A 22,576-nucleotide genomic window follows, 5' to 3' on the forward strand; every position below is an offset into this window, starting at 1 on the left:
CTGCTCGGCGGGTGCGTCTACGGGGTCGCGGTCCGCGGGAGCGGGGCGACCGCGTGCTGCCGGGGCGCGGTGCTCTCGCCGTCGGCCGCACCGTCCGCGGGAGCCGCCCCGGGTGCCGGGGAGGGCACCCCGTCGACGTGCTGGTCTCCCGCGACGGTCGCCGGGTTGGCCCCGGGCTCGGCGGCGGGAGCGACCGTGTCGGTGGCCGCGGGCCGGCGCGTCGAGCCGTTGATGACGCCGTCGTCCTCGAGATCGTCGAGGTCGTCCTCGTCCACCGCGCTCGCCCCGTGCTCCGCGCCCGCGGCGAACACGGACGGGTCGGGCGGGTTGCCGAGCTTGACGTGGTTGAAGAGCAGGTTGAGCAGGATCGCCATGACCGCGGCGGAGCTGATGCCCGAGTGGAAGATGATGCCGAACCACGTGGGGAACTGGTCGTAGAAGTCGGGCTTGGCGATGGGGATCATGCCGAACGAGATCGACGCCGCCACGATGATGAGGTTCATGGGGCGCGAGTAGTCGACCTTCGCCAGGGTCCGGATGCCCGACGCGGCCACCGAGCCGAACAGCACGACGCCCGCACCGCCGAGGACCGGCGTCGGGACGGCGGCCACGACGCGGCCCAGGACCGGCAGGAGACCGAGGACCACGAGGATCGCGCCACCCGCCGCCACGACGAACCGCGACTTCACGCCCGTGATGGCCACGAGCCCGACGTTCTGCGCGAACGCCGACTGCGTGAACGAGCCGAAGAACGGCGAGACGACGGACGACGCCATGTCGGCGCGCAGGCCGTTCGCGATGCGCTTGCGGTCCACCTTGGTGCCGACGATCTCGCCCACGGCGATGATGTCCGCCGTCGTCTCGGTGAGGGTCACGAGGATGACGATGAGCATCGAGATGATCGCGGCGATCTCGAACGTCGGGGCGCCGAAGCCGAGGAACGACGGGAAGGCGGCGACCGGGCCGTCGCCGACGCCGGAGAAGTCCGCCTTGCCGAGCGCGAGCGCGATGAGCGTGCCGACGACGATCGCGATGAGGATGGACAGGCGCGAGATCGTGCCGCTGCCGACCTTCGACAGCAGGATGACGATCGCGAACGTCAGCGCGGCGAGGCCGATGTTGCTCACCGAGCCGTAGTCGGGCGCGCTCGCGTTGCCGCCCATCGCCCAGTTCGCCGCGACGGGCATGAGCGTCAGGCCGATCGTCGTGATGACCACGCCCGTGACGACCGGCGGAAAGAACCGGATGATCTGCGCGAAGAACGGCGTGATGAGCAGGCCGACCGCCGACGCGACGAGCACCGCGCCCAGCACGCCCGGGATCCCTCCCCCGCCGTTGACGATCGCGACCATCGTGGACACGCCCGCGAACGACACGCCCTGCACGAGCGGGAGCTGCGACCCGAAGAACGGGATGCCGAGCGTCTGGAGGATCGTCGCGAGGCCGCCCATGAAGAGGGACGCCGCGACGAGCGTCCCGATCTCGGCCCCGGTCAGCCCGGCGGCGCCACCCACGATGAGCGGCGGGGCGATGATGCCGCCGTACATCGTGAGCACGTGCTGGAACCCGTACCCGAACGTCGACCCGATGGGCAGCCGCTCGTCCTCGGGGCGTACCGGACGACGTTCGGCGCCGTCCGTGGCCCTCGTGGCTCGCGCGTTCATAGCGGACCTCCTCGTCAGCTATCGTTCCGCTTGGCGGAAAACTACTTCCACTATTCGAACGCCAAGTGTGACGTGTGTCAAGTCCCTCCCGGCAACTCGCGCGTGGCCTGCGGTGACGGCCCTCGGTCGTCGGCCGCCGCAAAGCACTGGCACCTGCCCGCCCGGCTCCGTAGCCTCCAGCCGTGACCGCCACGCTCCGCCCCTACCGCCCCACGGACCTCGACGCCGTCGTCGACCTGTCGCTGCGCGCGTGGGAGGACGCCTTCACCTCGTGGCGCGCGATCCTCGGCGAGCGCCTCTACGGGCTCGCCTACCCGGACTGGCGACGCAGCCAGGAGGCGGACGTGCGCGGCGCGTGCGAGAAGCACCCCACGACGACGCTCGTCGCAGAGCGGGCCGGCCGCGTCGTCGGGTTCGCCACCACGGTGATCGGCGAGCCTCCCGCCGAGGGAGCCCGCACCGCCGACCTCGAGATCATTGCCGTCGACCCCGACGCTCAGGGCGACGGCATCGGGAGCCTCCTCGTGGACGGCGCCCTGCAGCTCATGCGCGACGCCGGGTGCGCGTACGCCAACGTCTGGACCGGCGGTGACCCGGGGCACGACGCCGCGCGCGCCCTCTACGAGTCGCGCGGCTTCACCGCCCTCCCCGTCGTCCACTACTACCGCGAGCTCTGAGCGGGGACGCCCCGGCCGGTGGCCGGGCACGTCCCCGCTCGGCCGCGGGTCAGCCCGCGACGAGGCGCCGGGCCGCGGCCGAGTGCTCGGCGACCAGGGCGCCGAGGTCGAGGTCCGGGATCGCGCCGTCGACCACGCGCCACTCGCCGCCGACCATGACGCGGTCCGCGCGGTCGGCCCCGCACAGCAGGAGCGCCGCCACCGGGTCGTGCGCGCCGGAGAAGCGCAGCTCGTCGAGGCGCCACAGCGCGAGGTCGGCCTGCTTCCCGACGGCGAGCACGCCGACGTCGTCCCGGCCCAGCACGCGCGCCGACCCGCGCGTGCCCCAGCCGAGCGCGCGCGTCACGGGGATGTCGGCGCCGTACCTGAGGCGCTGGAGGTAGAGCGCCTGCCGTGCCTCGAGGATCATCGTCGAGGCGTCGTTCGACGCCGAGCCGTCGACCCCGAGCCCGACGGGCGCGCCCGCGTCCTCGAGCTCCACGGCGCGCGCGATCCCGGACGCGAGGCGCATGTTCGACGTCGGGCAGTGCGCGACGCCGGTTCCCGCGGCCCCGAGGCGGCGCACCTCCTCGTCGTCGAAATGGATGCCGTGGCCGAGCCACGCGCGGTCCGTGAGCCATCCCACCGACTCGAGGTAGTCGACCGTGCGCATCCCGAAGCGATCGCGGCAGAAGTCCTCCTCGTCGATCGTCTCCGCGAGGTGCGTGTGCAGGCGGACGTCGAGGTCCTCCGCGAGCGCCGCGCTCTCGCGCATCGCGTCGGTGGTCACCGAGAACGGCGAGCACGGCGCGAGCGCGATCTGGACCCGCGCCCCGGCGCCGCGCTCGTGGTACCTCTCCACGAGGCGCTGCGAGTCGGCGAGGATCACGCCCAGGCTCTGCACGACCGACTGCGGCGGCAGACCGCCGTCGTCCTGGCCGAGCGTCATGGACCCGCGCGTGAGGGTCGCGCGCATCCCGAGCCGCTGGACGGCGGCGACCTGGAGGTCGATCGCGTCGTCGAGGCCGGCCGGGAAGACGTAGTGGTGGTCGGCGGCCGTCGTGCAGCCGGAGAGCAGCAGCTCGGCGAGCGCGACCGTCGTCGCGAGCTCGTGGTCGCGCGGGGTCAGGCGCGCCCACACCGGGTAGAGGCGCTGGAGCCAGGGGAAGAGCGGGGCGTCGGCGACCGGCCCCCAGGCGCGCGTGAGCGTCTGGTAGAAGTGGTGGTGCGTGTTGATCAGCCCGGGCGTGAGCACGTGCTGGGACGCGTCGAACGTCGCGTCGACCGGGGCGGACGGCTCCGCGCCCGCCGCGACGACCTCGGCGATCACGCCGTCCTCGACGACGACCCCGCCGCGCGCGTCCGGGGCGTCCGGGGAGTCGTCGGCGGTGAAGACGCCGAGCGGGTCACGGACCCAGGTGCGGGTGCCGGACGACGGGCTGGTCATGGTGCCTCCTGGTGGCTCGTCGCTCACCGGGGCGCGGCTCCGGCGCCACGGTGCGCCGGCTCAGTGGTCCTGTCTGCCGATCCAGGTGCCGCGGGATCCGCGGCTGGGCCGACCGTAGGCCGGGGCGCGACGCACCGTCAACCCCGACGGACGACGCCGCGGGCCTCCGCCGCGCGCGACCTGCGGCGCTGCGGGATCCTGGGACCCGCCGCCCGCCGACACCCGGAGAACCGCCCGTGAACGTCTACGCCCCGCTCGTCCCGGTGTTCGTCGTCGCGCTGCTGGCGCCGCTGCTCGCGGGGCTCATGCCGGTGCGGTCGCGCGTGCCGCAGGTCGTCGTGCTGCTGCTCGGCGGCATCCTCATCGGGCCGGCCGCGCTCGACCTCGCGACGCCCGACGACGTCACGCTCCTGTCCGACCTCGGCATGGGGTTCCTCTTCCTCCTTGCCGGGTACGAGCTCGAGCCGAACCTCCTGCGCGAGCGCGTGGGGCGACGTGCCGGGGCGGCGTGGCTGACGTCGCTCGTCGTCGGGGCGGCCCTCGTCCTCGCCGTCGTCGGCCACGACTCCCCGCACGCGGTCGCAGCGGGGGCGATCGCGCTCACGACCACCGCGCTGGGCGTCGTGCTCCCCATCCTGCGCGACGGCGGTCAGCTCGGCTCGCGACTCGGCCGCGCGGTGCTCGTGGTCGGGGCGGTGGGCGAGCTGGGACCGATCGTCGCGATGGCCGTTCTCCTCGGGACGCGCGAGAGCGGGGTCGCGGCGGTCCTGCTGGTCCTGTTCGCCGTCGTCGCGATCGCGCTGTCCGCGCTACCGGGGAGGCTGGGGCGCCTCAAGGCGCTCGGCGGCGACCGCCTCTTCAGCGCGGCGGAGCACGGGACCGGCCAGAGCACCCTGCGCCTCACCGTGCTGCTGCTCGTCGCGCTGCTCGCGCTCGCCGCGGGGCTCGGGTTCGACGCGGTGCTGGGCGCGTTCGTCGGCGGGATGGTGCTGCGCCGCTGGGCGCCCGGCGACGTCGAGGCGCTGGAGAAGAAGCTCGACGCGGTCGCGTGGGGCGTGTTCGTTCCGGTGTTCTTCGTCAGCTCCGGCATGGGCCTGGACATCGACTCCATCGTCGCGTCGCCGCTGCTGCCGCTGACGTTCTTCGCGCTCATGGTGATCGTGCGGGGCGGGCCGGTGCTGCTGTGGTTCCGGCGCGAGCTGCCGTCGGTCGAGCGCGTCCAGACCGCGCTCTACGCGGCGACCGCGCTGCCGCTGCTCGTCGCGCTCACCGAGATCGCGGTCGAGCAGGACGCGATGACGTCGCGCGTCGGCGCGGCGCTCGTCGGCGCGGGCGTGCTGTCCGTGATCGTGCTCCCGATGGTCGCGAGCCGGCTCGGCTCGCGCCCTACGGAGCCCGACGACGTCGCGGCCCCGCCGACGGGAGAACGCGGCGCCGGATGACCCCGGGCGAGTGATGCGTCCGCGCGCGAGCGACGCGTCCGGGGACGCAGCGCTCGCACACGGACGCCTCGCTCGGCTGCGGAGGACTCAGAAGGTCCACTGCTGGTTGGTCGACCCGTGGCAGTCCCAGATCACGAACCGCTGACCCTCGTAGAGCGGGTTGCCGCCCTCGGCGTCCAGGCACCGACCCGACTGCGGGTTGCGCAGCGTCTTCGACCCCGCGTCGTAGGACCACTTCTGGGCGCCCGTGCCGTTGCAGGTCCAGAGCTGGACCGCCGTCCCGTTCGCCGTGCCGCTGCCGCTCACGTCGAGGCACTTGCCGAGCGCCCGGATCGTCCCGTCGCTGCCCCGCGTCCACGACTGCGCGACGTTGCCGTTGCACGGGACGATCTGCACGCGGTTGCCGTCGTGCGTCTGGCCCCACGGGACGTCGAGGCAGTACCCGTTCGCGATCCGGATCGTCCCGGTCCCGGTCGGCAGGCTGCCACCGGGGTTCGGGTTGGAGGTTCCCGAGCCGTTGTCGTAGACCCGGACGTAGTCCACCTTCATCTGCTGGGGGAACGAGGTCGTGCCGTCGGGGTACCCCGGCCACTGCCCGCCGACCGCGACGTTGAGGATGAGGAAGAACGGCTGGTCGAACACCCACGCGTTCGCGCCGACGCTCGCGCGCGTCACCCGGTGGAACTGCTGGCCGTCGACGAACCACGTGATCTCGCCCGGCTTCCAGTCGACCGCGAAGGTGTGGAAGTCGTCGGCGAACGACCAGCCCTGCGGGTGCTGGTACATGCCCGTGATGCCGGCGCCGCCCGAGTACCCCGGTCCGTGCACCGTGCCGTGCACGCGGTGCGGCTCGAAGCCGACGTTCTCCATGACGTCGATCTCGCCCGACGCCGGCCAGCCGACCCCCGGCAGGTTGCCGCCGAGCATCCAGAACGCCGGCCAGATGCCCTGGCCGCGCGGGATCTGGATGCGCGCCTCCACGCGCCCGTACTGCGGCTGGTACTTCCCCTGCGTCGTCATGCGGGCGGAGGTGTAGGACCCGTCGGCCTCGCGGCGCGCGGTGATGACGAGGTGGCCCTGTCCGTCGAGCGCCGAGTTCGCGCGCGACGTCGTGTAGTTCTGGAGCTCGGCGTTGCCCCACCCTCCGGCGCCCGTCTCGTGGTTCCAGCGGGCGGAGCTCGGGGCCGAGCCCGCGGCGCCGTCGAACTCGTCCGACCAGATGACGTCACCCGGCGCGGCGGTCGCGGCGGGGGCTGCGACGAGCGCCCCGGCGCTCACGGCGATCACCGCGACCGCGCCCGCCAGGACGCGGCGCGCGGCGTCGCCGAGGTGCGGTGCCGGACGGCGTCGTGGCCTGCCAGGTCGTGGACGGGCGCCCCGCAGGGGCGTGGGACGGGGTGAACGCTGACGTGCGAGGTCCATCGATCCTCCAGGTCCGGCGGCGACTGCCACCTGCGTCTCGCCACGGTGCGCGACGTGCTTCGGCGCGACTCCGCACCGGGGCGGGGGCCGTTCCTCGGCCCTCCGCCCGCGAACCTACGGGCACTCGCCGCGCCCGAGCAAGCGCTCTCTCGGCGTGTCGTGGAATCGCTCCCACTCCCACGCCTCCGTCGGGCGTCGGGGCCCGCGAGCGCCCCGAGCTCAGACCACGGGGGCGCGGGCACCTTCTGGCGCCTCAGGCCGTCGCCGGGACCGCCGCGTCGAGGATCGCCTCGGCCGCACGGCGCGCCTGGCGCGCGACGTCGACGTCCTGCGTGATCGCCGCCGTGGTCTGCGCGCCCTCGGCGAGCAGGACGACCTGGAGGGCGACGTCGTCGGGCAGGCCCGCCTCGCGCACGACGTCGCGCGCGTACCGCTGGAACGACTCCTTGTGCTCGCGGACCGCCGCGGCGACGGCGGGCGACGTCGCACCGAGCTCGCCGAAGGAGTTGATGAACGCGCACCCGCGGAACCCGTCCTCGCGGAACCACGCGTCGAGGAAGTCGAACACGGCCAGCAGCCGGTCGCGGGGCGTCGTCGCACCAGCCGCCGCGCGGGCGATCCCCGCGTCCCACTGCTCGGTGCGGTGCCGCAGCACGGCGACGACGAGGTCGTCCTTGGACGGGAACAGCGCGTAGATGCGCTTGAGCGACACCCCGGCCTCGGTGCGGACCGCGTCCATCCCGACCGACTGGACGCCGCGCGCGTAGAACAGCCGGTCGGCGGCGGCCACCACCAGCGCGCGAGCGCTCGCGTCGTCGAGCATCGTCACCTCCTGTTCATCGCCCCCCTCTTGCGGGGAGAACCATCGTTCTCTAGTGTAGCGACCAACGGGAGAACGACCGTTCTCCCGACTCCGCGAAGGGAGCACGACCATGGGGTACATCACCGTCGGGCAGGAGAACTCCACCGACATCGAGCTCTACTACGAGGACCAGGGCACCGGCCAGCCGGTCGTCCTCATCCACGGCTACCCGCTCGACGGGCACAGCTGGGAGCTCCAGAAGCGCGAGCTGATCGACGCCGGCCACCGCGTCGTCACGTACGACCGCCGCGGGTTCGGCGCGTCGAGCAAGGTCGGCAGCGGGTACGACTACGACACCTTCGCGGCGGACCTCGACACCGTCCTCGAGACGCTCGACCTGCGCGACGTGATCCTCGTCGGGTTCTCCATGGGCACGGGCGAGCTCGCCCGCTACGTCCACAACCACGGGCACGAGCGCGTCGCCAAGCTCGCGTTCCTCGCGTCGCTCGAGCCGTTCCTCGTCCAGCGGGACGACAACCCCGAGGGCGTCCCGCAGTCGGTGTTCGACGGGATCGTCGACGCGGCCCGCGCCGACCGGTACGCCTGGTACACCGACTTCTACAAGAACTTCTACAACCTCGACGAGAACCTCGGGAAGCGCATCAGCGAGGACACCGTGCGCGCAAGCTGGATCACCGCGATCGGGTCCGCGCCGGTCGCCGCGTACGCCGTCGTGCCCACGTGGATCGAGGACTTCCGGGCCGACGTCGACGCCGTCCGCGCGGCGGGCAAGCCCACGCTCATCCTCCACGGCACGAAGGACAACATCCTGCCGATCGACGCGACCGGGCGCCGCTTCCGCCGGCTCGTGCCGGACGCCGAGTACGTCGAGATCGAGGGCGCGCCCCACGGTCTGCTCGTGACGCACGCGGACGAGGTCAACGCGGCGCTGCTCGCCTTCGTCGCCCGCTAGGTGACCCGCTTGGCGACCGACACGCGGTAGTCGTCGGCGTCGTCGTCCCAGGCCAGGTCGACGGCGCCGGCGGCCTGCGCCGCCTTGCAGAACTGCAGGAAGCCGCGGTAGCCGAGCGCCTTCTCGCTGAAGTCCGGGCGCTTCTTGCGGATCGCGTTCTTCAGCCCGGACAGGACGGTCGAGCCGCCCTCCTCCTGCACGACCTCGCGCACGAGCGCGAACGCCTGGTCGGTGTCGCCCTGCGCGGGCAGGGAGACCTCGGGGTCGCCCGTCGCCGGCCCCGGTGCGAGCTCGACGAAGCCCCGGTCGGCCAGGAACCGCAGGAACTCGCCGAAGTTGCGGAACCCGTAGTCGGCCTCGCTGAACGTCGGGTCCTTGCGCAGCAGCGTGCGCTTGAGCACGGACGCGGTCACCGCGCCGCTCGTCGAGGCCTCGAGGTCGGCGAGCGTCTGCGCGACGCGCACCTCCATGGGGAGGTCCTCGCCGGAGGGTGCGTCGTCGTCGGCCTCGGACGCGGGCGGCTCGACCGCCGCGAACGCCTCGACGGACTCCGACGCCTCGGCGACCGGCGTCGTCGTCACGTCGACCTCGTCGCTCTCCGTCACGACGGGCTCGCCGCGGCGGGTCGTGCGGCCGACGGCCTCGCCCAGCTCGGCGAGCGCCGCGGCAGCCGGCGTCTCGACCTCCGGCTCGGCGATCTCGGTCGCCTTGCGGCGCCCGGTCGAGCGCCCGCCGCCGCGCTTCGACTTGCCGGCGCCCGTCGTCGTCCCGCTCGCCCCGGCGCGCGAGCCCCGGACCGACCGGGGCTCCGGCTCGTCCGGCACGTCGACGCCCTCGAGCCGGTCGTAGAAGAGGAACTCGTCGCACGCGGGCGGCAGGAGGCGCGACGTCGACTTCTCGACACCCACCCCGATCACGCGCTTGTTGAGCTCGCGCAGCTTGTGGACGAGCGGGGAGAAGTCGCTGTCCCCCGTGCACATGACGAACGTCGAGATGTAGTCGCGCTCGAAGGCCATCTCGATCGCGTCGACGACCATCTTGATGTCGGCGGCGTTCTTGCGCGACGCGCCCATGCGCTGCGGCATCTCGATGAGCTCGACCTGGTGCCGTGTGAGCGAGCGCCGGTCCTCGTCGAAGTACGACCAGTCGGCGTAGGCGCGCCGCACGACCACCCGCCCGCGCACCGCGAGCGCGTCGGCGATCGGGCCGAAGTCGAACGTCATGCCGCCCAGGTGCTCGCGCGCGCCGAGCGCGAGGTTCTCGTAGTCGATGAAGACGGCCAGGCGTTCCTCGGTGTCCATGCCCGCCAGCCTAGGTGCAGACGCCGCCCCCGCACCCGTGCTGTCGTCTCCCCCACCCCGCCGAACCCGGGGTTGTTCCCCACCTCGGTGCCGAGGTGGGGACCAACCCCGGGTTCGGCACCAGGTGTGTGTACGGACGTACACATCGTGTGTACGATCGTCCGCATGTCGTCGCCTCCCCCTGCGCGGCCGGCGCCGGACGTGCGGCGGGCGCGGGTCGCCGTCGCCGCGCTGTTCCTCACGAACGGCGCGCTGTTCGCGAACCTCGTGCCGCGGTACCCCGAGATCAAGGCCGGGCTCGACCTGGGCAACGCCACCTACGGGCTCGCCGTCGCCGCGTTCCCCGCGGGGGCGATCACCGCCGGGCTCGCGGCTGCGGCGCTCGTGCGGCGCTTCGGCTCGGCACGCGTCGCCGTCGCGGGCACGGTGCTCACCGCGGCCGGGCTGCTGCTCGCAGGCCTCGCCCCGGCGCTGCCGCTGCTCGTCGTCGCGCTGTTCGCCGCAGGCGCGATGGACGCGTTCACCGACGTCGCGCAGAACGCGCACGGCCTCCGGGTGCAGCGCCGCTACGGCCGGTCGATCATCAACGGCTTCCACGCGCTGTGGTCGGTCGGCGCCGTGGTCGGCGGCGGCATGGCCGCCGCCGCGATCGCGCTCGACCTCCCGCTCGCCGTGCACCTGGCGATCACCGGCGCGCTGTTCTCCGTCGTCGCGCTCGTCGCCCTGCGCGCGTGCCTGCCCGGGCTGGACGGCGAGGTGCCCGACGGCGTCGCGGGCGAGGCCGGGACGCTCACCACCCCGGGCGCCCCGACCAGCGCCGAGGCCGCCGCGGCGGGCGCCGCCGCGCGCCCGTCCCGCACGCGCACCGCCGCCGTCCTCGCCGCGCTCGTCCTCGTCGCCGTCGCGGGCACGCTCGTGGAGGACGCGGGCAGCACGTGGGCGGCGGTCTACCTCTCCGGGTCGCTCGGCGCCCCGGCGACGCTCGCCGCCGCCGGGTTCGTCGCGCTCGTCGGCGCGCAGTTCGTCGGTCGGCTCGTCGGCGACCGCCTCGTCGACCGCTTCGGCCAGCGCGCCGTCGCCGGGACGGGGGGCGCGCTGGTGCTGCTCGGCACCGGGCTCGCGCTCGCGTTCCCCTCCGTCCCGGGCACGATCGCCGGGTTCGCCGCCGCCGGGTTCGGCGTCGCGACCCTGGTCCCCGCCGCGATGCAGCAGGCCGACGAGCTCCCGGGACTGCGCGCGGGCACGGGGCTCACCCTCGTGTCGTGGCTCCTGCGCCTCGGGTTCCTCCTGTCCCCGCCGATCGTCGGGCTCGTCGCCGACGCCACGAGCCTGCGCGCCGGGTTGCTCGTCCTGCCGCTGGCCGGCCTCGTCGTCGTGCTCCTGGCCGGCGTGCTCGCCCCGCGCCGGCGCTCCGCGGGCCGACCGGGCCCGGCCGGCCACGACCGGCATGATGACCACGACCGCCGCACGACCGCGCCCGAGGAGGCCACCACCGCATGACCACCGACTACTTCGCCGGTGACGACCGCACGAGCTACGAGCGCATGGCCGCGGGCGACCTGTACGTCGCCGACGACCCCGAGATCGCGCGCGGGGTCCACCGGGGCATGGTCCTCGTCGACGCGTTCCACCGCGCCGTCCTCGACGGCGACGGCGACGACACGCACGCCCGCGCGATCCTCGCCGACCTGCTCGGGTCGCTCGGCGAGGGGTCGTGGGTCAAGCCGCCGCTCGCGGTCGACTTCGGCAGCAACGTGCACCTCGGCGACCGGACGTTCGTCAACTCCGGGCTCACCGCGCTCGACGTCGCGGCGATCACCGTCGGCGACGACTGCCTCCTCGGGCCGAACGTCCAGCTCCTCACGCCGACCCACCCCGTCGACCCGCAGCCCCGGCGCGACAAGCTCGAGGCGGCCGAGCCCATCACGCTCGGCGACAACGTGTGGCTCGGCGGCGGCGTGATCGTGTGCCCCGGCGTGACGATCGGCGACAACACCGTGGTGGGCGCGGGGTCCGTCGTGACGCGCGACCTGCCCGCGAACGTGGTGGCGGTGGGCAACCCGGCCCGGGTGATCCGCGAGAACATCTGACCATGAGCGCCCCCGAGGCCCCGACCGGGCCGACCCCCCGCGCCCGCCGCCACGACCCGGAGCGCCGCGACCGCATCGTCGACGCGTGCCTCGACGTCGTCGCCGAGCACGGCGTCGCCGGCACGTCGCACCGGCGCGTCGCGGCCGCCGCCGACGTCCCGCTCGGGTCGATGACCTACCACTTCGCCGGGATGGACGAGCTGCTGCGCGAGGCGTTCGGCCGGTTCGCGCGCGACGCGGCCGCCCAGTTCGAGCGCCGCATGAGCGCCGCGCGCACGCCCGAGGAGGCCGTGCAGGCGGTCACGACGCTCATCACGCACGACGTCTTCGCGACCCAGCGCGACCTCGTCCTGTCCCACGAGCTCTACACGCTCGCGGCGCGCGACCCGGCCTACCGGACGCTCACCAACGACTGGATGCGCCGCAGCCGCGACGCGCTCGGGCGTCACTTCGACCCTGCGACGTGCCGCGTGCTCGACGCGTTCATCGAGGGCATGACCATCCACCGCGCGCTCGACACCGAGCCGCACGACGACGTCGACGTCCTCGGCGCGGTCCGGCGCCTCACGCAGGTCCTCTGACCGGCGCTCCCGTCAGGGGGCGGTCACGTCGAACAGCTCGCAGGTCGTGTCGTAGTACGCGTCGGTCGTGCCGCGGTGCGTCATGCCGATCCGCCGGCACACCGCCTGGGACGCCGCGTTGTCGGGGTGCGTGACGGCGACGACGCGGTCGAGCCCGCGCTCGAAGGCGTGCGCGAGCACCGCGGCGGCCGCCTCCGTCGCGTAGCCGCGCCCCCACACGTCGGGGTGGAAGTGCCACCCGATCTCCGTGTCGCCCGAGGGCTGCGACGGGTCGCCCGTGCCCGACGCCGGGATGAGCTTGAGCAGGATGGTCCCCACGGGCGCGGCGTCCGGCAGGTCCGCCCCGTCGCCCTCGCGCGGGACGACGGCCCAGACCCCGTGCGTGCCGTCGTCGACGGCTGCCCAGCGCTCGACCCGCTCCAGCGCCTCGTCGCGGTGCTCCAGGACGCGTGGCGTCACCCCGATGAACCGCATGACGTCCCAGCGCGAGTAGATGTCGAGGGCGGCGTCGGCATCGTCGGGCTGCCACGGGCGGAGGGTGAGCCGGGCCGTCGTGAGGGTCTGCATGGCCCCAGGCTACGAGGGTGCGCGCCCCCCGAGGCGGGGTCAGACGATCTTGGGGAAGGTCGCGAGGAAGACGACGCCGACGACGAGGACCGCGCACGCGAGGCCGACCATGGCCCACGCCGCGCGCTCGGAGCGGAACCGGCCGGCGAACGCGCCGAAGAACAGCACGAGCGCGAACAGCACGGTGGTCAGCGTGTAGTTGTCGCCACGCTGGTTGTTGACGAGCGCCTGCGCGAAGAGGGCGTCCGCGCGCTCGTCGGCCTCGACCGCCTCGACGGCTCCCGGCGGGACGTAGGCGTCGAGCGCGAACGGGCTCGGGGCGGCGTCGGGGTTCTGGAGGGGGCGCGAGGCGAGCCACTCCTCGAACGCGGGCCGGAAGTGCGGCGTGAAGCGCGCGCGCGTGAACTCCTCCAGCTCGGTGTCCCCCGTCGCGTACGCCTCGAGCCAGAGGCTGAAGACCTGGAGATCGATCGAGCGGGCGGTGTCCGCGTGCGCGCGGTGCGTCGAAGCCTCGATGCGCTGCGTCGACGCGCGCGAGAACGCGATCGACATCTCGCCGCCCCACTTGCTCGCCTCGAACCCGCTCCACGCCGTGAGGACGGCCGTCACCGCGAGCAGCACGACGGTCACGGTCTCGCGCCACGACCGGCCCGCGTGCCCGCCGTGCTGCGCCGTCTCACTCGTCTCGCCCGGGTCGCCCTGCCCTGCCCGCGCGACCTGCTCCGGCTGCGCGGTCCGCTCGGTCTGCTCGCCCTCGTCGGCCACGGCAGGACAGTAGCCCGCAGGACCGGGTGTCGCGCGGCGAGCCGCGGTCAGCCGCGGGCCGGAGCGGTCCCGCTCACCCGCGCCGGCGCCGGACCCCGAGCAGCGTCCCGCCCGCGACGAGCGCCGCGAGGGCCGCGGCGAGCAGCACGACGACGTCGGTCCCGGTCGTGGCGAGGTCCTCGCCGGGCGTCGCTCCCGGCGTCGGGGTGTCGTCCGTGCCCGGCGTCGGTCCGTCGGTCGGGGGCGAGGTCGGGTCGGTCGGGGTCGGGGTCGGGGTCGGCGGGTCCAGGACCGTGTTCACCACCGTGCACTCGACGTCCGCGCCGTCGTCGACCCGCACGGTGTCCGCGTCGACGAGCACGCCGCCGTCGCACGCCCACTCCTCCTGGGTGTAGTCCCAGTCGCTGCCCGACTCGGTGAGGTCGTACGTCCCGGCGGCCACCGGGACGAGCGTGACGTCCTCGCTGCCGTCGAAGCCGGAGATCGCCGTCGGTCCCGCGGCGGTGAGCTGCCAGTCGTCGGCGGGCGCGGCGCCGTCGACCACCTCCTTGTGGAGCGTCAGCGTGCCCGCGAGCCAGTGGTTGGTGACCGTGCACGTCACGTCGTCGCCCGGCTCCACCACGACGGTCGAGATCAGCGACCCGGCCTGCGGCGTCTGCACGACGCGCGCGTCGTCGCACACCCAGCGCAGGGCCGTCCAGCCGTCCGGACCTCCGGACTCGGACAGGAGGTACCGGCCGGGCGCGACGGTCACGTGCGACACGTCGGCGGACCCGGTGACACCCGAGATCTCCCGCCCCTCGCCCGTGGCGGTCAGGGTCCAGTCCGTCGCGGCGACGTCGCCGGTGAAGCCGCGGTCGTCGAGCTCCTTGACGAGCGTGAGGTGCGGCAGCTCGGCCCGGTTCGTCACGACGCACGTGACGTCGTCGCCGGGACCGAGCGTCACCGTCGACCCCTCGACCGGTGCGGGCCCGCACGTCCACCCCTCCGACGCGTAGCCGCTGTAGCCCCCCGACTCCGCCAGGTCGTAGGCCCCGGGTGGGAGCGGCACCGCGGTGACCGCGTCGCTGCCCACCGGCCCGCTCGCGACGGTCTGCCCGCCCGCGTCGGTCGCCGTGAGGGTCCACGCCTCCGGGTCGCCCGACCCGCCGACGACGACCTTCACGAGGGTCAGCATCGACCCCACGTAGGTGTTGGTCACGGTGCAGACCACGTCGTCGTCCGGCCCGACGAGCACGCTCGCACCGCCGAGCTGGACCCCGCCGACGCAGACCCACTCCCCCGGCTCGTACCCCTCGGGCCCGCCGGACTCCGACAGCTCGTGGATCCCCTCCCCCACGTCGACGTGGCTCACCGCCGCGCCGCCCGAGGGGCCGGAGATCGCCCCGGTCGTCCCGTCGGCCTGGGGACCGGTCGCGGACAGCGTCCAGTCCCGAGGAGCCGCGGGTCCGCCGTCGACCACCTTGACGAGGGTGAGCCGCGAGGGCAGGGGCGTATTGACGATCGTGCACGTGACGTCCGCGCCCGGCTCGATCGTCACGACGGCGCCGGTCACCGGGCCGCCGTCGCACACCCAGTCGCCCGCGGTGAAGCCCGACCAGCCGTCCTCCGCGAGCGTGTAGGCGCCCGCGGGCACCGGGACGTCCGTGACCGCCGCGGTCCCGGAGCGGCCCACGACCTCGGCGTCCGACCCGGTCGCGCTGAGCGTCCAGTCGACGGGGCGGGCGAGGGTCTCGCCCGCGAGCTCCTTGACGAGCGTGAGGGTGCCGCCGGCCCACGTGTTCGTGGCCGTGCAGACGACGTCGTCGCCCTCGGCGACGGTCACGGCGCCGTCCGAGCCGTCGCCCGACGTCGCGCCCGTGCACGACCACGCGCCGTCGTACCCGGCGGGACCGTCCTCGGACAGTGCGTACCGCCCGGGGCTCACCTCGGCCGCAGTGACCGCCGCGTCCCCCGTGGTTCCGGTGAGGGTCGCCGCGCCGTTCTCCGCCGTGAGCGTCCAGTCTGCTGCCGTGGCCGGCCCGCCGACGACCTCCTTGACGAGGGTCAGCGTCGGCACGGTCGGCACGACCGGCGCGACGTTGGTGACGACGCACGTCACCGAGTCGGCGAGGTCGATCGTCACCGTGCTCCCGACGACCTCCGCGCCCTCGCACACCCACCCGTCGTCGCGGTAGCCGGCCGGTCCGCCCTCCTCGGAGAGGGTGTACTGGCCGATGCGGACCGCCTGGTCGGTCACCGCGTCGGACCCGGAAGGCCCGGCGATCGACGACGGTCCCTGCGCCCGCAGCGTCCAGTCCGCGGGCGACGCCGTGCCCCCGACCACCTCCTTGACGAGCGTGAGGGTCGGAGAGATCGCCTCGTTGTCCACCGTGCACGTGAGCGTGCCGCCGGGCGGGACGACGACGTCGGGAGTGGGGTCGAGGATGTCCTCCCCGCCGCAGTTCCAGTTCTGGAACCGGAAGCCTGCGACGCCGCCCGTCTCCCAGATCCGGTACGTGCCCGCCGGGACCTCGAGCGACTGCACGCCGTTGAGGCCGTCGCCCTCGACCACCTCTCCGGTCTCGAGGTTCCGCGCGTGCATCGTCCACAGCTCCCGCCGCCCCTCCGACGAGCCCGTGTCGAGGTTCTCGATGCGCTTGAAGAGCGAGAGCCTTCCCGTCTCGGCCTGCGCGGACGCGGGCAGGGCACCGGTCGCGGCGAGCGCGAGGACGGTGCCGAGGACGACCACGAGCGCGACGACCGCCGCGAGCGCCGCGGCGGGACCGGGCGTGCGGGACGTCGGGTGCGTCGAGTGCGGCGGCGAGGGGGACGGCATCGGTACGGGCACCTCCGGCAGGGTCGGATCGAACGTATCGCCGGGCTCGTCGCGACGCGCGGCGGGCGCCGTTCGTCGCACGCGGGGCACCGTTCGTCGCACACCTCGACCGCCGGTCGACGTGACCTGGATCACCCCCGCGCGGGCTCCCTAGCCTTCCGAGGTCGGACGCAACGACGCGACCCTGGAGAGGCTCGATGACGACAGACACCCGCGCGGCGCGGAACGCCGCCCCCGACGAGCCGGAGATCGTGCCGGACCCGTCGCTGCCCCCCACGGCGGTGCCCGAGGACCGCACCCGGACCCGCTGGACCCCGCAGAAGATCGCCCTCTGGGTCGCGATCTCGCTGCTCGGCGGCATCGCCTGGGTCATGCTCGCGGTCGTCCGCGGCGAGACCGTCAACGCGATCTGGTTCGTGTTCGCCGCCGTGTGCACGTACCTCATCGGGTACCGCTTCTACTCCAAGGTCATCGAGCGCTACATCACGCGCCCCGACGACCGCCGGGCGACGCCCGCCGAGTCGCGCGAGGACGGCAAGGACTACGTCCCGACCGACCGCCACGTGCTGTTCGGCCACCACTTCGCCGCCATCGCCGGCGCCGGCCCGCTCGTCGGCCCGGTGCTCGCCGCCCAGATGGGGTACCTGCCGGGCACGATCTGGATCATCGTCGGCGTCGTGCTCGCGGGCGCGGTGCAGGACTACCTCGTGCTGTTCTTCTCCATGCGCCGCGGCGGGCGGACCATCGGCCAGATGGCGCGCCAGGAGCTCGGCCGCGTGGGCGGCACCGCCGCGATCGTCGCGTCGCTGCTCATCATGATCATCATCGTCGCGATCCTCGCGCTCGTCGTCGTCAACGCGCTCGGCGAGAGCCCGTGGGGCGTGTTCTCCGTGTCGATGACGATCCCGATCGCGCTCTTCATGGGCGTCTACCTGCGCTACCTCCGCCCGGGCAAGATCACCGAGGTCTCGGTCATCGGCTTCGTCCTGCTGCTCGCCGCGATCATCGGCGGCGGCTGGATCGCCGACACCGCGTGGGGCGCCGACCTCTTCACCCTCGACCGCACGACCATCGCCGTCGGGGTGATCGTCTACGGCTTCGTCGCCGCCGTCCTGCCCGTGTGGCTCCTGCTCGCCCCGCGCGACTACCTGTCGACGTTCATGAAGGTCGGCGTCATCGTCGTCCTCGCCGTCGCGGTGATCGTCGTGCGACCGGAGATCACCGTCCCCGCGATCAGCGAGTTCGCGAGCGGCGAGACCGGCCCGGTGGTGTCCGGCGCCCTCTGGCCCTTCCTGTTCGTGACGATCGCGTGCGGTGCCCTGTCCGGGTTCCACGCCCTCATCGCGTCGGGCACGACGCCCAAGCTCGTCGAGAAGGAGCGCCAGACGCGCTTCATCGGCTACGGCGGCATGCTCATGGAGTCGTTCGTCGCGATCATGGCGCTCGTCGCCGCGATCTCCATCGACCGCGGCATCTACTTCGCGATGAACTCGTCCGCGGCCGCGACCGGGGGCACCGTGGAGGGCGCGGTCGCGTTCGTCAACGGGCTCGGCCTCATGGGCGTCAACCTCACGCCGGACATGCTCACGTCCACGGCCGAGGCCGTCGGTGAGCCGTCGATCGTGTCCCGCACGGGCGGCGCCCCCACGCTCGCGCTGGGCCTCGCGCACATCATGCAGCAGCTCGTGGGCGGCACCGCGATGATGGGCTTCTGGTACCACTTCGCGATCATGTTCGAGGCGCTGTTCATCCTCACCGCCGTCGACGCCGGCACGCGCGTCGCGCGGTTCATGCTCCAGGACACGATCGGCAACGTCGTGCCGAGGTTCCGGGACGTGACGTGGCGGCCCGGGGTGTGGTTGTGCACCGCGGTCATGGTCGCCGGGTGGGGATCGATCCTCTACCTCGGCGTGACCGACCCGCTCGGCGGGATCAACACGTTCTTCCCGCTGTTCGGCATCGCGAACCAGCTCCTCGCGGCCATCGCGCTCGCCGTCGTGCTGGCGATCGTCGCCAAGCGCGGGCGCAGCTACCAGCGCTGGCTGTGGATCGTCGCGGCGCCGCTCGCGTTCACCGCGGTCATCACCATCTGGGCGTCGATCGAGAAGATCTTCTCGCCCGTCCCCGCGGTCGGGTACTGGGCCAACCACGACGCGTTCCAGGACGCGCTCGCCGCCGGCGAGACGTCGTTCGGCACCGCCGGCTCGGTCGAGGCCATGGAGGCGGTCGTCCGCAACACGTTCGTCCAGGGCACGCTGTCGATCGTGTTCGTCGTCCTCGCGATCGTCGTCATCGTCGCGTCGGTCCTCGTGACCGCGAAGGCGCTGCGCGACGGCGGCGGCACGAACCACGAGGACCCGCCCGTCGCGTCGCGCCGGTTCGCCCCAGCCGACCTGTTCGCGACGAAGGCCGAGAAGGAGATCCAGAAGGAGTGGGCGGCCCTGCCGCCCGAGAAGCGTCCTGCCGCGACGGGGCACCGGTGACGGTGCGGCAGGGCTCGCAGGGCTCCGCCGCGACGGTCGTCCCGGCCGTCGCGGCGGGGTCCCGCTCCCGTCTCCCCGCGCTCGCGGCGGGCGTCGCCCGTCGGGTGCGCGACGGCGCCGCGTCCGTCCGCTGGTACGTGCGGCAGGTCATGGGCGACGACGCGTACGCGACCTACGCCGCGCACCAGCGCGCGGTGCACCCGGGCGGGGTCGTGATGACCGAGCGCGAGTTCTGGCGCATGCGCCACGCCGAGCAGGACGCCAACCCGGGCTCGCGCTGCTGCTGACCGGCCCTCTAGCCGGTCGAGCACGACCCTGCGCGCCGTCGAGCACGACGTCGGTGTCGTTATCCACCCGATAACGACACCGACGTCGTGTTCGGCACCTGGCCCGCGGGCGCGGACGGCGCCTCCGGAGCGCTAGCGTGACCGCGTGGCTCGTCCTCCTGTTCCCATCACGCTCGACCCGCCGCGCGGTCAGATCCCCACCGTGTCGGTCGCGCTCGCCACCGATCCGGCGACGGCGGCCGGCTGGGTCGCCGAGGCGTTCGGCTCCCAGCGCTGGAAGCGCCGTGCCTCGGACGCCGCCCACCAGGCCGGTGCGGCGCTGTGGGAGATCGGGGGCGCCGGTCGCGCCTTCTTCCTCGACGACCTCGACGTGCTGCGCTGGGTCACCCCGCGCGCGACGGCGTTCGTCTCGCACGGCCGGGCCGTCGCGACGGTCGGCCCGCTCGACCCGGGGACGGGCCACGCTCCCGCCACGACCGTCGCCCTGTCCCTGGTCGACGGCGCCTTCTCGTGCCGCGAGAGCCTCGGCGCCGTCGCCCGCGGCCTGTGCGACCGTGCCGTCCGCGCCGGCGCGCTGCGCCCGGACGACGTCCCGGTCTGGGCGAACGCCGTCGAGATCCCGGCGGGGTCGCCCCTGCACCCGGCCACCGGGCGAAAGCTCTTCCGCCGTGGCTGAGGCGATCGCGGGTCGCGGGACGGTCCCGGCCCTGACCGTGCTGGCCATGGGCGACGCGGCGAAGCGTCAGGTGCTGCGCTCCAACATGACGGTGATCTCGATCCTCGCGCCGCTCGTGGGCCTCGCTCAGCTCCCGGCGGCGATCATGGGCGGCTACCCGTGGCTCGCCCTCGGCCTCCTCGCGTTCGCGCTCGCGATGATCCCGCTGACGTACGCGCTCGCGCGCCGCATGGTCGACCGCGCGCGGATCGTCCTCGGCGACGGGACGTACACCGTGCACGGCTGGGGCCGGTCGAAGCGGTTCACGGTCGCGGACGTCGACCGCGTCGTCACCGTGGACCGCATGGCGTTCGGGGCGGCCGGAGCGACGCACCACCTCATCGTGGTCGGGCCGACCAAGCGGCTGCTCCTGCTCGTCGGGCAGATGTGGGACCGCGACCAGCTCTCGACCGTCGCGCTCGACCTGGCGCGCCGCGGCGTCCCGCTCACGCCCTGGCACCAGCCGGTCACGCCGGTCCAGCTCCGTGCGTTCGACCGGCGGCTCGTGCCCTGGCCGCAGGCCCACCCGGTCGCGCTCGCCCTGCTGGTCGGGATCGGCACGCTGCTGGCGTGCGTCGTGGTGTTCGTCGTCGTGGTCGCGATCCTCGTCTGAGCGTCGCGAGGGCGTGGCCCCGGAGGACACGTGCGGTCCTCAGGCGCGCGCCGCGCCGTCGTCCGGCTCCGCCTCTCGCCGGGCCCGGTCGTGCCAGTAGCCCTGCGCGTGCACGCGCGACCTCTGGATCCCCGCCGCCACGAGCTCGGCGCGGACCCGCGCGACGGTCGCGCTCTCCGTCGCGCACCACGCGTAGAAGCCCGCGCCCGCGTCGGCCGCGGACCGGCCGTGCTCGACCGCCCAGGCGCGGACCGCGCCCAGCACGGCCCGCTCGCCCCCACGGCGGCGGCGTACGTGCTGGACGCGCACGGTCCCGGGCACGTCGCCGACCGGCGCGTCCGCCGGGTCGTCGGCCTCGACGAGGACGTGCGCCCGCACGTCGGGACGCAGGCTCGCGAGGATGCCGCGCACCGCGGGCGCCGAGGTCTCGTCCCCGACGAGCAGCACGTGCGCGACGTCCGGCCCCGGGTCCCACTGGGTGCCGTGGTCGGTCACGCCGAACCGCACGTGCGGCGCGGACAGCAGCACGCGGTCGCCGGGCGCCGCGCGCCGCGCCCAGGCGCTCGCCGGGCCCGCCGGCTCGTGCAGGTACACGTCGAGGTCCACCTCGGCGTCCCGCGACCGGACGGCGACGGGCGTGTACGACCGCATCACCGGACGCACCGCGTCGTCGAGCGCCGCCCACTCGCGCCGCCACGCGCTCTCGCCCGCCAGGCGCGCCCGCCGCGCGAGCTCGTCCGCTCCCGGTCCGGGCAGGAGGATCTTCACGCGCTGGTCGAGCCCGACGTCGGCGCACCCCGCCAGGTCAGGGCCCGCGAGGGTCACGCGCACCAGGCGCGGGCCGACGTCGTGCACGCGCACGACCGCCGTCGGGAAGAGGACGTTGGGCGACCGGTGGAACCGGCACCCGGCCTCGCCCCCGACCGTGCTCCCGGCCGGGCTCCCGACCGCGACCGGAGGCCCGGCCGGCCGGTCAGGACCCGGCACGGTCCTGGAGGAACTGCTCGACGTCGTCGAGCACGGCCTGGCCACCGAGCGGGCCGACGCCGCTGATCCAGTACGACTGGTCGACGACGCGCACGTCGGGGAACGACGCCGCGTTGAGCGGGATCTCGGCCGGGACCGCGGACGCGTCGTCGGGGTCGGCGGCCGAGACGAGGACGAGGTCGGCAGCGGCCTCGGTCACGCGCTCGGGCGAGAGGTCGACCGAGATGTCCTGGCCCCAGTCCTGCGCCGGCGTCGAGAACCCGACGCACTCGAGCGTGCTGCCGGCGAACGACCGGGGCCCGTAGGCGGACACGATGCCGTCGCGCGGGCGCAGGAGCTGCGCCGTCCCGCTGACGTCGTAGTCCTCCTGGAGCTGGGCGCACCGCGCGTCGTAGGCGTCGAGCAGGGCCTGGGCGTCCGTCTCGCGGCCGAGCGCGCGGCCGACGAGCAGCACGTTCTCCTGCCACGGGTCGGTCTGGGTCGCCATGAAGACGGTCGGTGCCACGCTCGCGAGCTGGTCGTAGAGGTCGGAGTGGCGTGACTCCGTGCCGAGGATGAGGTCCGGCTCGAGCGCCGCGATGGCCTCGAGGCTCGGCTCGGGCACGGTCCCGACGACCTCGATCGACTGCGCCTCCTCGCCGAGGTACGCGGGCACGCCCGCCTCGACGCTCAGCACGGCGGCGCCCACGGGGACGACGCCGAGCGCGACCGCGGTGTCCGTCTCGACGGGCTCGAGCGTCACGACGCGCAGGGGCGCCGCGTCGAGCTCGGCGGTCCCCCGCGCGTGCTCGACGGCATACCCCGACGCGGTGTCGTCCGGCGCGGGCGTACCGGTCGCGGCGGGCGCGGGGTCGGACGAGCAGGCCGCGAGCAGACCGGAGGCGAGCACGACGGCACCGGCGAGCACGCCGCGCACGCGAGGGCTGGACGAGGTGGTCCGGGAGATGGGCACAGGGGTTCCTT

The 22,576-nt window shown here is 74.1% G+C and carries 20 protein-coding genes; 10 read left to right on the forward strand and 10 right to left on the reverse strand.

Going from position 1 to position 22,576, the window contains the following annotated elements; all coding sequences use genetic code 11:
• Positions 1 to 17: 17 nt before the first annotated feature.
• Complete coding sequence (locus ABRQ22_RS11565) at positions 18 to 1,664, reverse strand: nucleobase:cation symporter-2 family protein (protein WP_353706832.1); 1,647 nt, start codon at positions 1,662 to 1,664, stop codon at positions 18 to 20.
• 182 nt (positions 1,665 to 1,846) lie between these two features.
• On the opposite strand from ABRQ22_RS11565, the gene ABRQ22_RS11570 reads away from it, so the two are divergent.
• A complete protein-coding gene (locus ABRQ22_RS11570; protein ID WP_353706833.1) occupies positions 1,847 to 2,341 on the forward strand; it encodes a GNAT family N-acetyltransferase in 495 nt (164 codons plus the stop codon).
• A 49-nt stretch (positions 2,342 to 2,390) separates the two neighbouring features.
• On the opposite strand, the gene ABRQ22_RS11575 is transcribed toward ABRQ22_RS11570, so the two are convergent.
• Positions 2,391 to 3,767 carry an 8-oxoguanine deaminase gene (locus ABRQ22_RS11575; RefSeq protein WP_353706834.1) on the reverse strand — a complete coding sequence of 459 codons (1,377 nt, stop codon included), beginning with the start codon at positions 3,765 to 3,767 and terminating at the stop codon, positions 2,391 to 2,393.
• Between the two features lie 236 nt (positions 3,768 to 4,003).
• Between ABRQ22_RS11575 and ABRQ22_RS11580 the strand changes: the two genes are divergently transcribed.
• Positions 4,004 to 5,209: a cation:proton antiporter gene (locus tag ABRQ22_RS11580; protein ID WP_353706835.1), complete on the forward strand. Its 1,206-nt coding sequence runs from the start codon at positions 4,004 to 4,006 to the stop codon at positions 5,207 to 5,209.
• 87 nt (positions 5,210 to 5,296) lie between these two features.
• Here ABRQ22_RS11580 and ABRQ22_RS11585 read toward each other — a convergent pair whose 3' ends face one another.
• Together ABRQ22_RS11585 and ABRQ22_RS11590 are read right to left on the reverse strand one after the other, a co-directional pair.
• Complete coding sequence (locus ABRQ22_RS11585) at positions 5,297 to 6,631, reverse strand: family 16 glycosylhydrolase (protein WP_353706836.1); 1,335 nt, start codon at positions 6,629 to 6,631, stop codon at positions 5,297 to 5,299.
• A 253-nt stretch (positions 6,632 to 6,884) separates the two neighbouring features.
• Positions 6,885 to 7,454: a TetR/AcrR family transcriptional regulator gene (locus tag ABRQ22_RS11590; protein WP_353709546.1), complete on the reverse strand. Its 570-nt coding sequence runs from the start codon at positions 7,452 to 7,454 to the stop codon at positions 6,885 to 6,887.
• A 109-nt stretch (positions 7,455 to 7,563) separates the two neighbouring features.
• Here ABRQ22_RS11590 and ABRQ22_RS11595 point away from each other — a divergent pair, with 109 nt between their 5' ends.
• A complete protein-coding gene (locus tag ABRQ22_RS11595; protein ID WP_353706837.1) occupies positions 7,564 to 8,406 on the forward strand; it encodes an alpha/beta hydrolase in 843 nt (280 codons plus the stop codon).
• On the opposite strand, the gene ABRQ22_RS11600 is transcribed toward ABRQ22_RS11595, so the two are convergent.
• On the reverse strand, positions 8,403 to 9,707 hold the full coding sequence (locus tag ABRQ22_RS11600) for a PIN domain-containing protein (RefSeq protein ID WP_353706838.1): 1,305 nt from the start codon (positions 9,705 to 9,707) through the stop codon (positions 8,403 to 8,405). The genes ABRQ22_RS11595 and ABRQ22_RS11600 overlap by 4 nt on opposite strands.
• A 165-nt stretch (positions 9,708 to 9,872) precedes the next feature.
• On the opposite strand from ABRQ22_RS11600, the gene ABRQ22_RS11605 reads away from it, so the two are divergent.
• From ABRQ22_RS11605 to ABRQ22_RS11615, 3 genes are read left to right on the forward strand one after another with little or no spacing between them, the layout of a single operon-like run.
• Complete coding sequence (locus ABRQ22_RS11605; RefSeq protein WP_353706839.1) at positions 9,873 to 11,207, forward strand: MFS transporter; 1,335 nt, start codon at positions 9,873 to 9,875, stop codon at positions 11,205 to 11,207.
• Positions 11,204 to 11,797, forward strand: a complete 594-nt coding sequence (locus tag ABRQ22_RS11610; RefSeq protein ID WP_253054847.1) for a sugar O-acetyltransferase — start codon at positions 11,204 to 11,206, stop codon at positions 11,795 to 11,797. The genes ABRQ22_RS11605 and ABRQ22_RS11610 overlap by 4 nt, the downstream gene beginning before the upstream one ends.
• 2 nt (positions 11,798 to 11,799) lie before the next feature.
• Complete coding sequence (locus tag ABRQ22_RS11615) at positions 11,800 to 12,378, forward strand: TetR family transcriptional regulator (RefSeq protein ID WP_253054849.1); 579 nt, start codon at positions 11,800 to 11,802, stop codon at positions 12,376 to 12,378.
• 12 nt (positions 12,379 to 12,390) lie between these two features.
• Here the strand turns inward: ABRQ22_RS11615 and ABRQ22_RS11620 are convergent, their stop codons facing one another.
• The 3 genes from ABRQ22_RS11620 to ABRQ22_RS11630 all read right to left on the reverse strand — a co-directional run bounded on the left by ABRQ22_RS11620 (position 12,391) and on the right by ABRQ22_RS11630 (position 16,528).
• Positions 12,391 to 12,945 (reverse strand): GNAT family N-acetyltransferase, encoded by a 555-nt coding sequence (locus tag ABRQ22_RS11620; RefSeq protein ID WP_353706840.1) that lies wholly within the window; start codon positions 12,943 to 12,945, stop codon positions 12,391 to 12,393.
• 39 nt (positions 12,946 to 12,984) lie between these two features.
• Positions 12,985 to 13,710, reverse strand: coding sequence for a hypothetical protein (locus tag ABRQ22_RS11625; RefSeq protein WP_353706841.1), 726 nt, complete (start codon positions 13,708 to 13,710; stop codon positions 12,985 to 12,987).
• A gap of 73 nt (positions 13,711 to 13,783) precedes the next feature.
• Positions 13,784 to 16,528, reverse strand: coding sequence for a hypothetical protein (locus ABRQ22_RS11630; protein ID WP_353706842.1), 2,745 nt, complete (start codon positions 16,526 to 16,528; stop codon positions 13,784 to 13,786).
• A 197-nt stretch (positions 16,529 to 16,725) separates the two neighbouring features.
• Here ABRQ22_RS11630 and ABRQ22_RS11635 point away from each other — a divergent pair, with 197 nt between their 5' ends.
• The 4 genes from ABRQ22_RS11635 (at position 16,726) to ABRQ22_RS11650 (ending at position 20,626) form a co-directional block, all read left to right on the forward strand.
• Complete coding sequence (locus ABRQ22_RS11635; RefSeq protein ID WP_353706843.1) at positions 16,726 to 19,011, forward strand: carbon starvation CstA family protein; 2,286 nt, start codon at positions 16,726 to 16,728, stop codon at positions 19,009 to 19,011.
• Complete coding sequence (locus tag ABRQ22_RS11640; RefSeq protein WP_308202341.1) at positions 19,008 to 19,298, forward strand: YbdD/YjiX family protein; 291 nt, start codon at positions 19,008 to 19,010, stop codon at positions 19,296 to 19,298. Before ABRQ22_RS11635 ends, ABRQ22_RS11640 begins: the two co-directional genes overlap by 4 nt.
• 145 nt (positions 19,299 to 19,443) lie before the next feature.
• Positions 19,444 to 19,974, forward strand: coding sequence for a hypothetical protein (locus ABRQ22_RS11645; protein ID WP_353706844.1), 531 nt, complete (start codon positions 19,444 to 19,446; stop codon positions 19,972 to 19,974).
• The gene (locus ABRQ22_RS11650) at positions 19,967 to 20,626 is read left to right on the forward strand and encodes a hypothetical protein (protein WP_353706845.1); all 660 of its coding nucleotides are present in this window, start codon (positions 19,967 to 19,969) and stop codon (positions 20,624 to 20,626) included. The genes ABRQ22_RS11645 and ABRQ22_RS11650 overlap by 8 nt, the downstream gene beginning before the upstream one ends.
• A gap of 39 nt (positions 20,627 to 20,665) precedes the next feature.
• Here ABRQ22_RS11650 and ABRQ22_RS11655 read toward each other — a convergent pair whose 3' ends face one another.
• Positions 20,666 to 21,613, reverse strand: coding sequence for a siderophore-interacting protein (locus ABRQ22_RS11655; protein WP_353706846.1), 948 nt, complete (start codon positions 21,611 to 21,613; stop codon positions 20,666 to 20,668).
• Positions 21,600 to 22,565, reverse strand: a complete 966-nt coding sequence (locus ABRQ22_RS11660; RefSeq protein WP_353706847.1) for an iron-siderophore ABC transporter substrate-binding protein — start codon at positions 22,563 to 22,565, stop codon at positions 21,600 to 21,602. Before ABRQ22_RS11660 ends, ABRQ22_RS11655 begins: the two co-directional genes overlap by 14 nt.
• Positions 22,566 to 22,576 lie beyond the last annotated feature (11 nt).

Source organism: Cellulosimicrobium sp. ES-005 (assembly GCF_040448685.1).
Classification (GTDB): domain Bacteria; phylum Actinomycetota; class Actinomycetes; order Actinomycetales; family Cellulomonadaceae; genus Cellulosimicrobium; species Cellulosimicrobium cellulans_G.

Excerpts from the sequence above, each read along its gene's own strand:
- ABRQ22_RS11595 (WP_353706837.1), top strand. The coding sequence starts at position 7,564 with ATGGGGTACATCACCGTCGGGCAGGAGAACTCCACCGACATCGAGCTC.
- ABRQ22_RS11565 (WP_353706832.1), bottom strand. The coding sequence starts at position 1,664 with ATGAACGCGCGAGCCACGAGGGCCACGGACGGCGCCGAACGTCGTCCG.
- ABRQ22_RS11620 (WP_353706840.1), bottom strand. The coding sequence starts at position 12,945 with ATGCAGACCCTCACGACGGCCCGGCTCACCCTCCGCCCGTGGCAGCCC.
- ABRQ22_RS11590 (WP_353709546.1), bottom strand. The coding sequence starts at position 7,454 with ATGCTCGACGACGCGAGCGCTCGCGCGCTGGTGGTGGCCGCCGCCGAC.
- ABRQ22_RS11635 (WP_353706843.1), top strand. The coding sequence starts at position 16,726 with ATGACGACAGACACCCGCGCGGCGCGGAACGCCGCCCCCGACGAGCCG.
- ABRQ22_RS11575 (WP_353706834.1), bottom strand. The coding sequence starts at position 3,767 with ATGACCAGCCCGTCGTCCGGCACCCGCACCTGGGTCCGTGACCCGCTC.
- ABRQ22_RS11585 (WP_353706836.1), bottom strand. The coding sequence starts at position 6,631 with ATGGACCTCGCACGTCAGCGTTCACCCCGTCCCACGCCCCTGCGGGGC.
- ABRQ22_RS11605 (WP_353706839.1), top strand. The coding sequence starts at position 9,873 with ATGTCGTCGCCTCCCCCTGCGCGGCCGGCGCCGGACGTGCGGCGGGCG.
- ABRQ22_RS11630 (WP_353706842.1), bottom strand. The coding sequence starts at position 16,528 with ATGCCGTCCCCCTCGCCGCCGCACTCGACGCACCCGACGTCCCGCACG.
- ABRQ22_RS11610 (WP_253054847.1), top strand. The coding sequence starts at position 11,204 with ATGACCACCGACTACTTCGCCGGTGACGACCGCACGAGCTACGAGCGC.
- ABRQ22_RS11615 (WP_253054849.1), top strand. The coding sequence starts at position 11,800 with ATGAGCGCCCCCGAGGCCCCGACCGGGCCGACCCCCCGCGCCCGCCGC.
- ABRQ22_RS11600 (WP_353706838.1), bottom strand. The coding sequence starts at position 9,707 with ATGGACACCGAGGAACGCCTGGCCGTCTTCATCGACTACGAGAACCTC.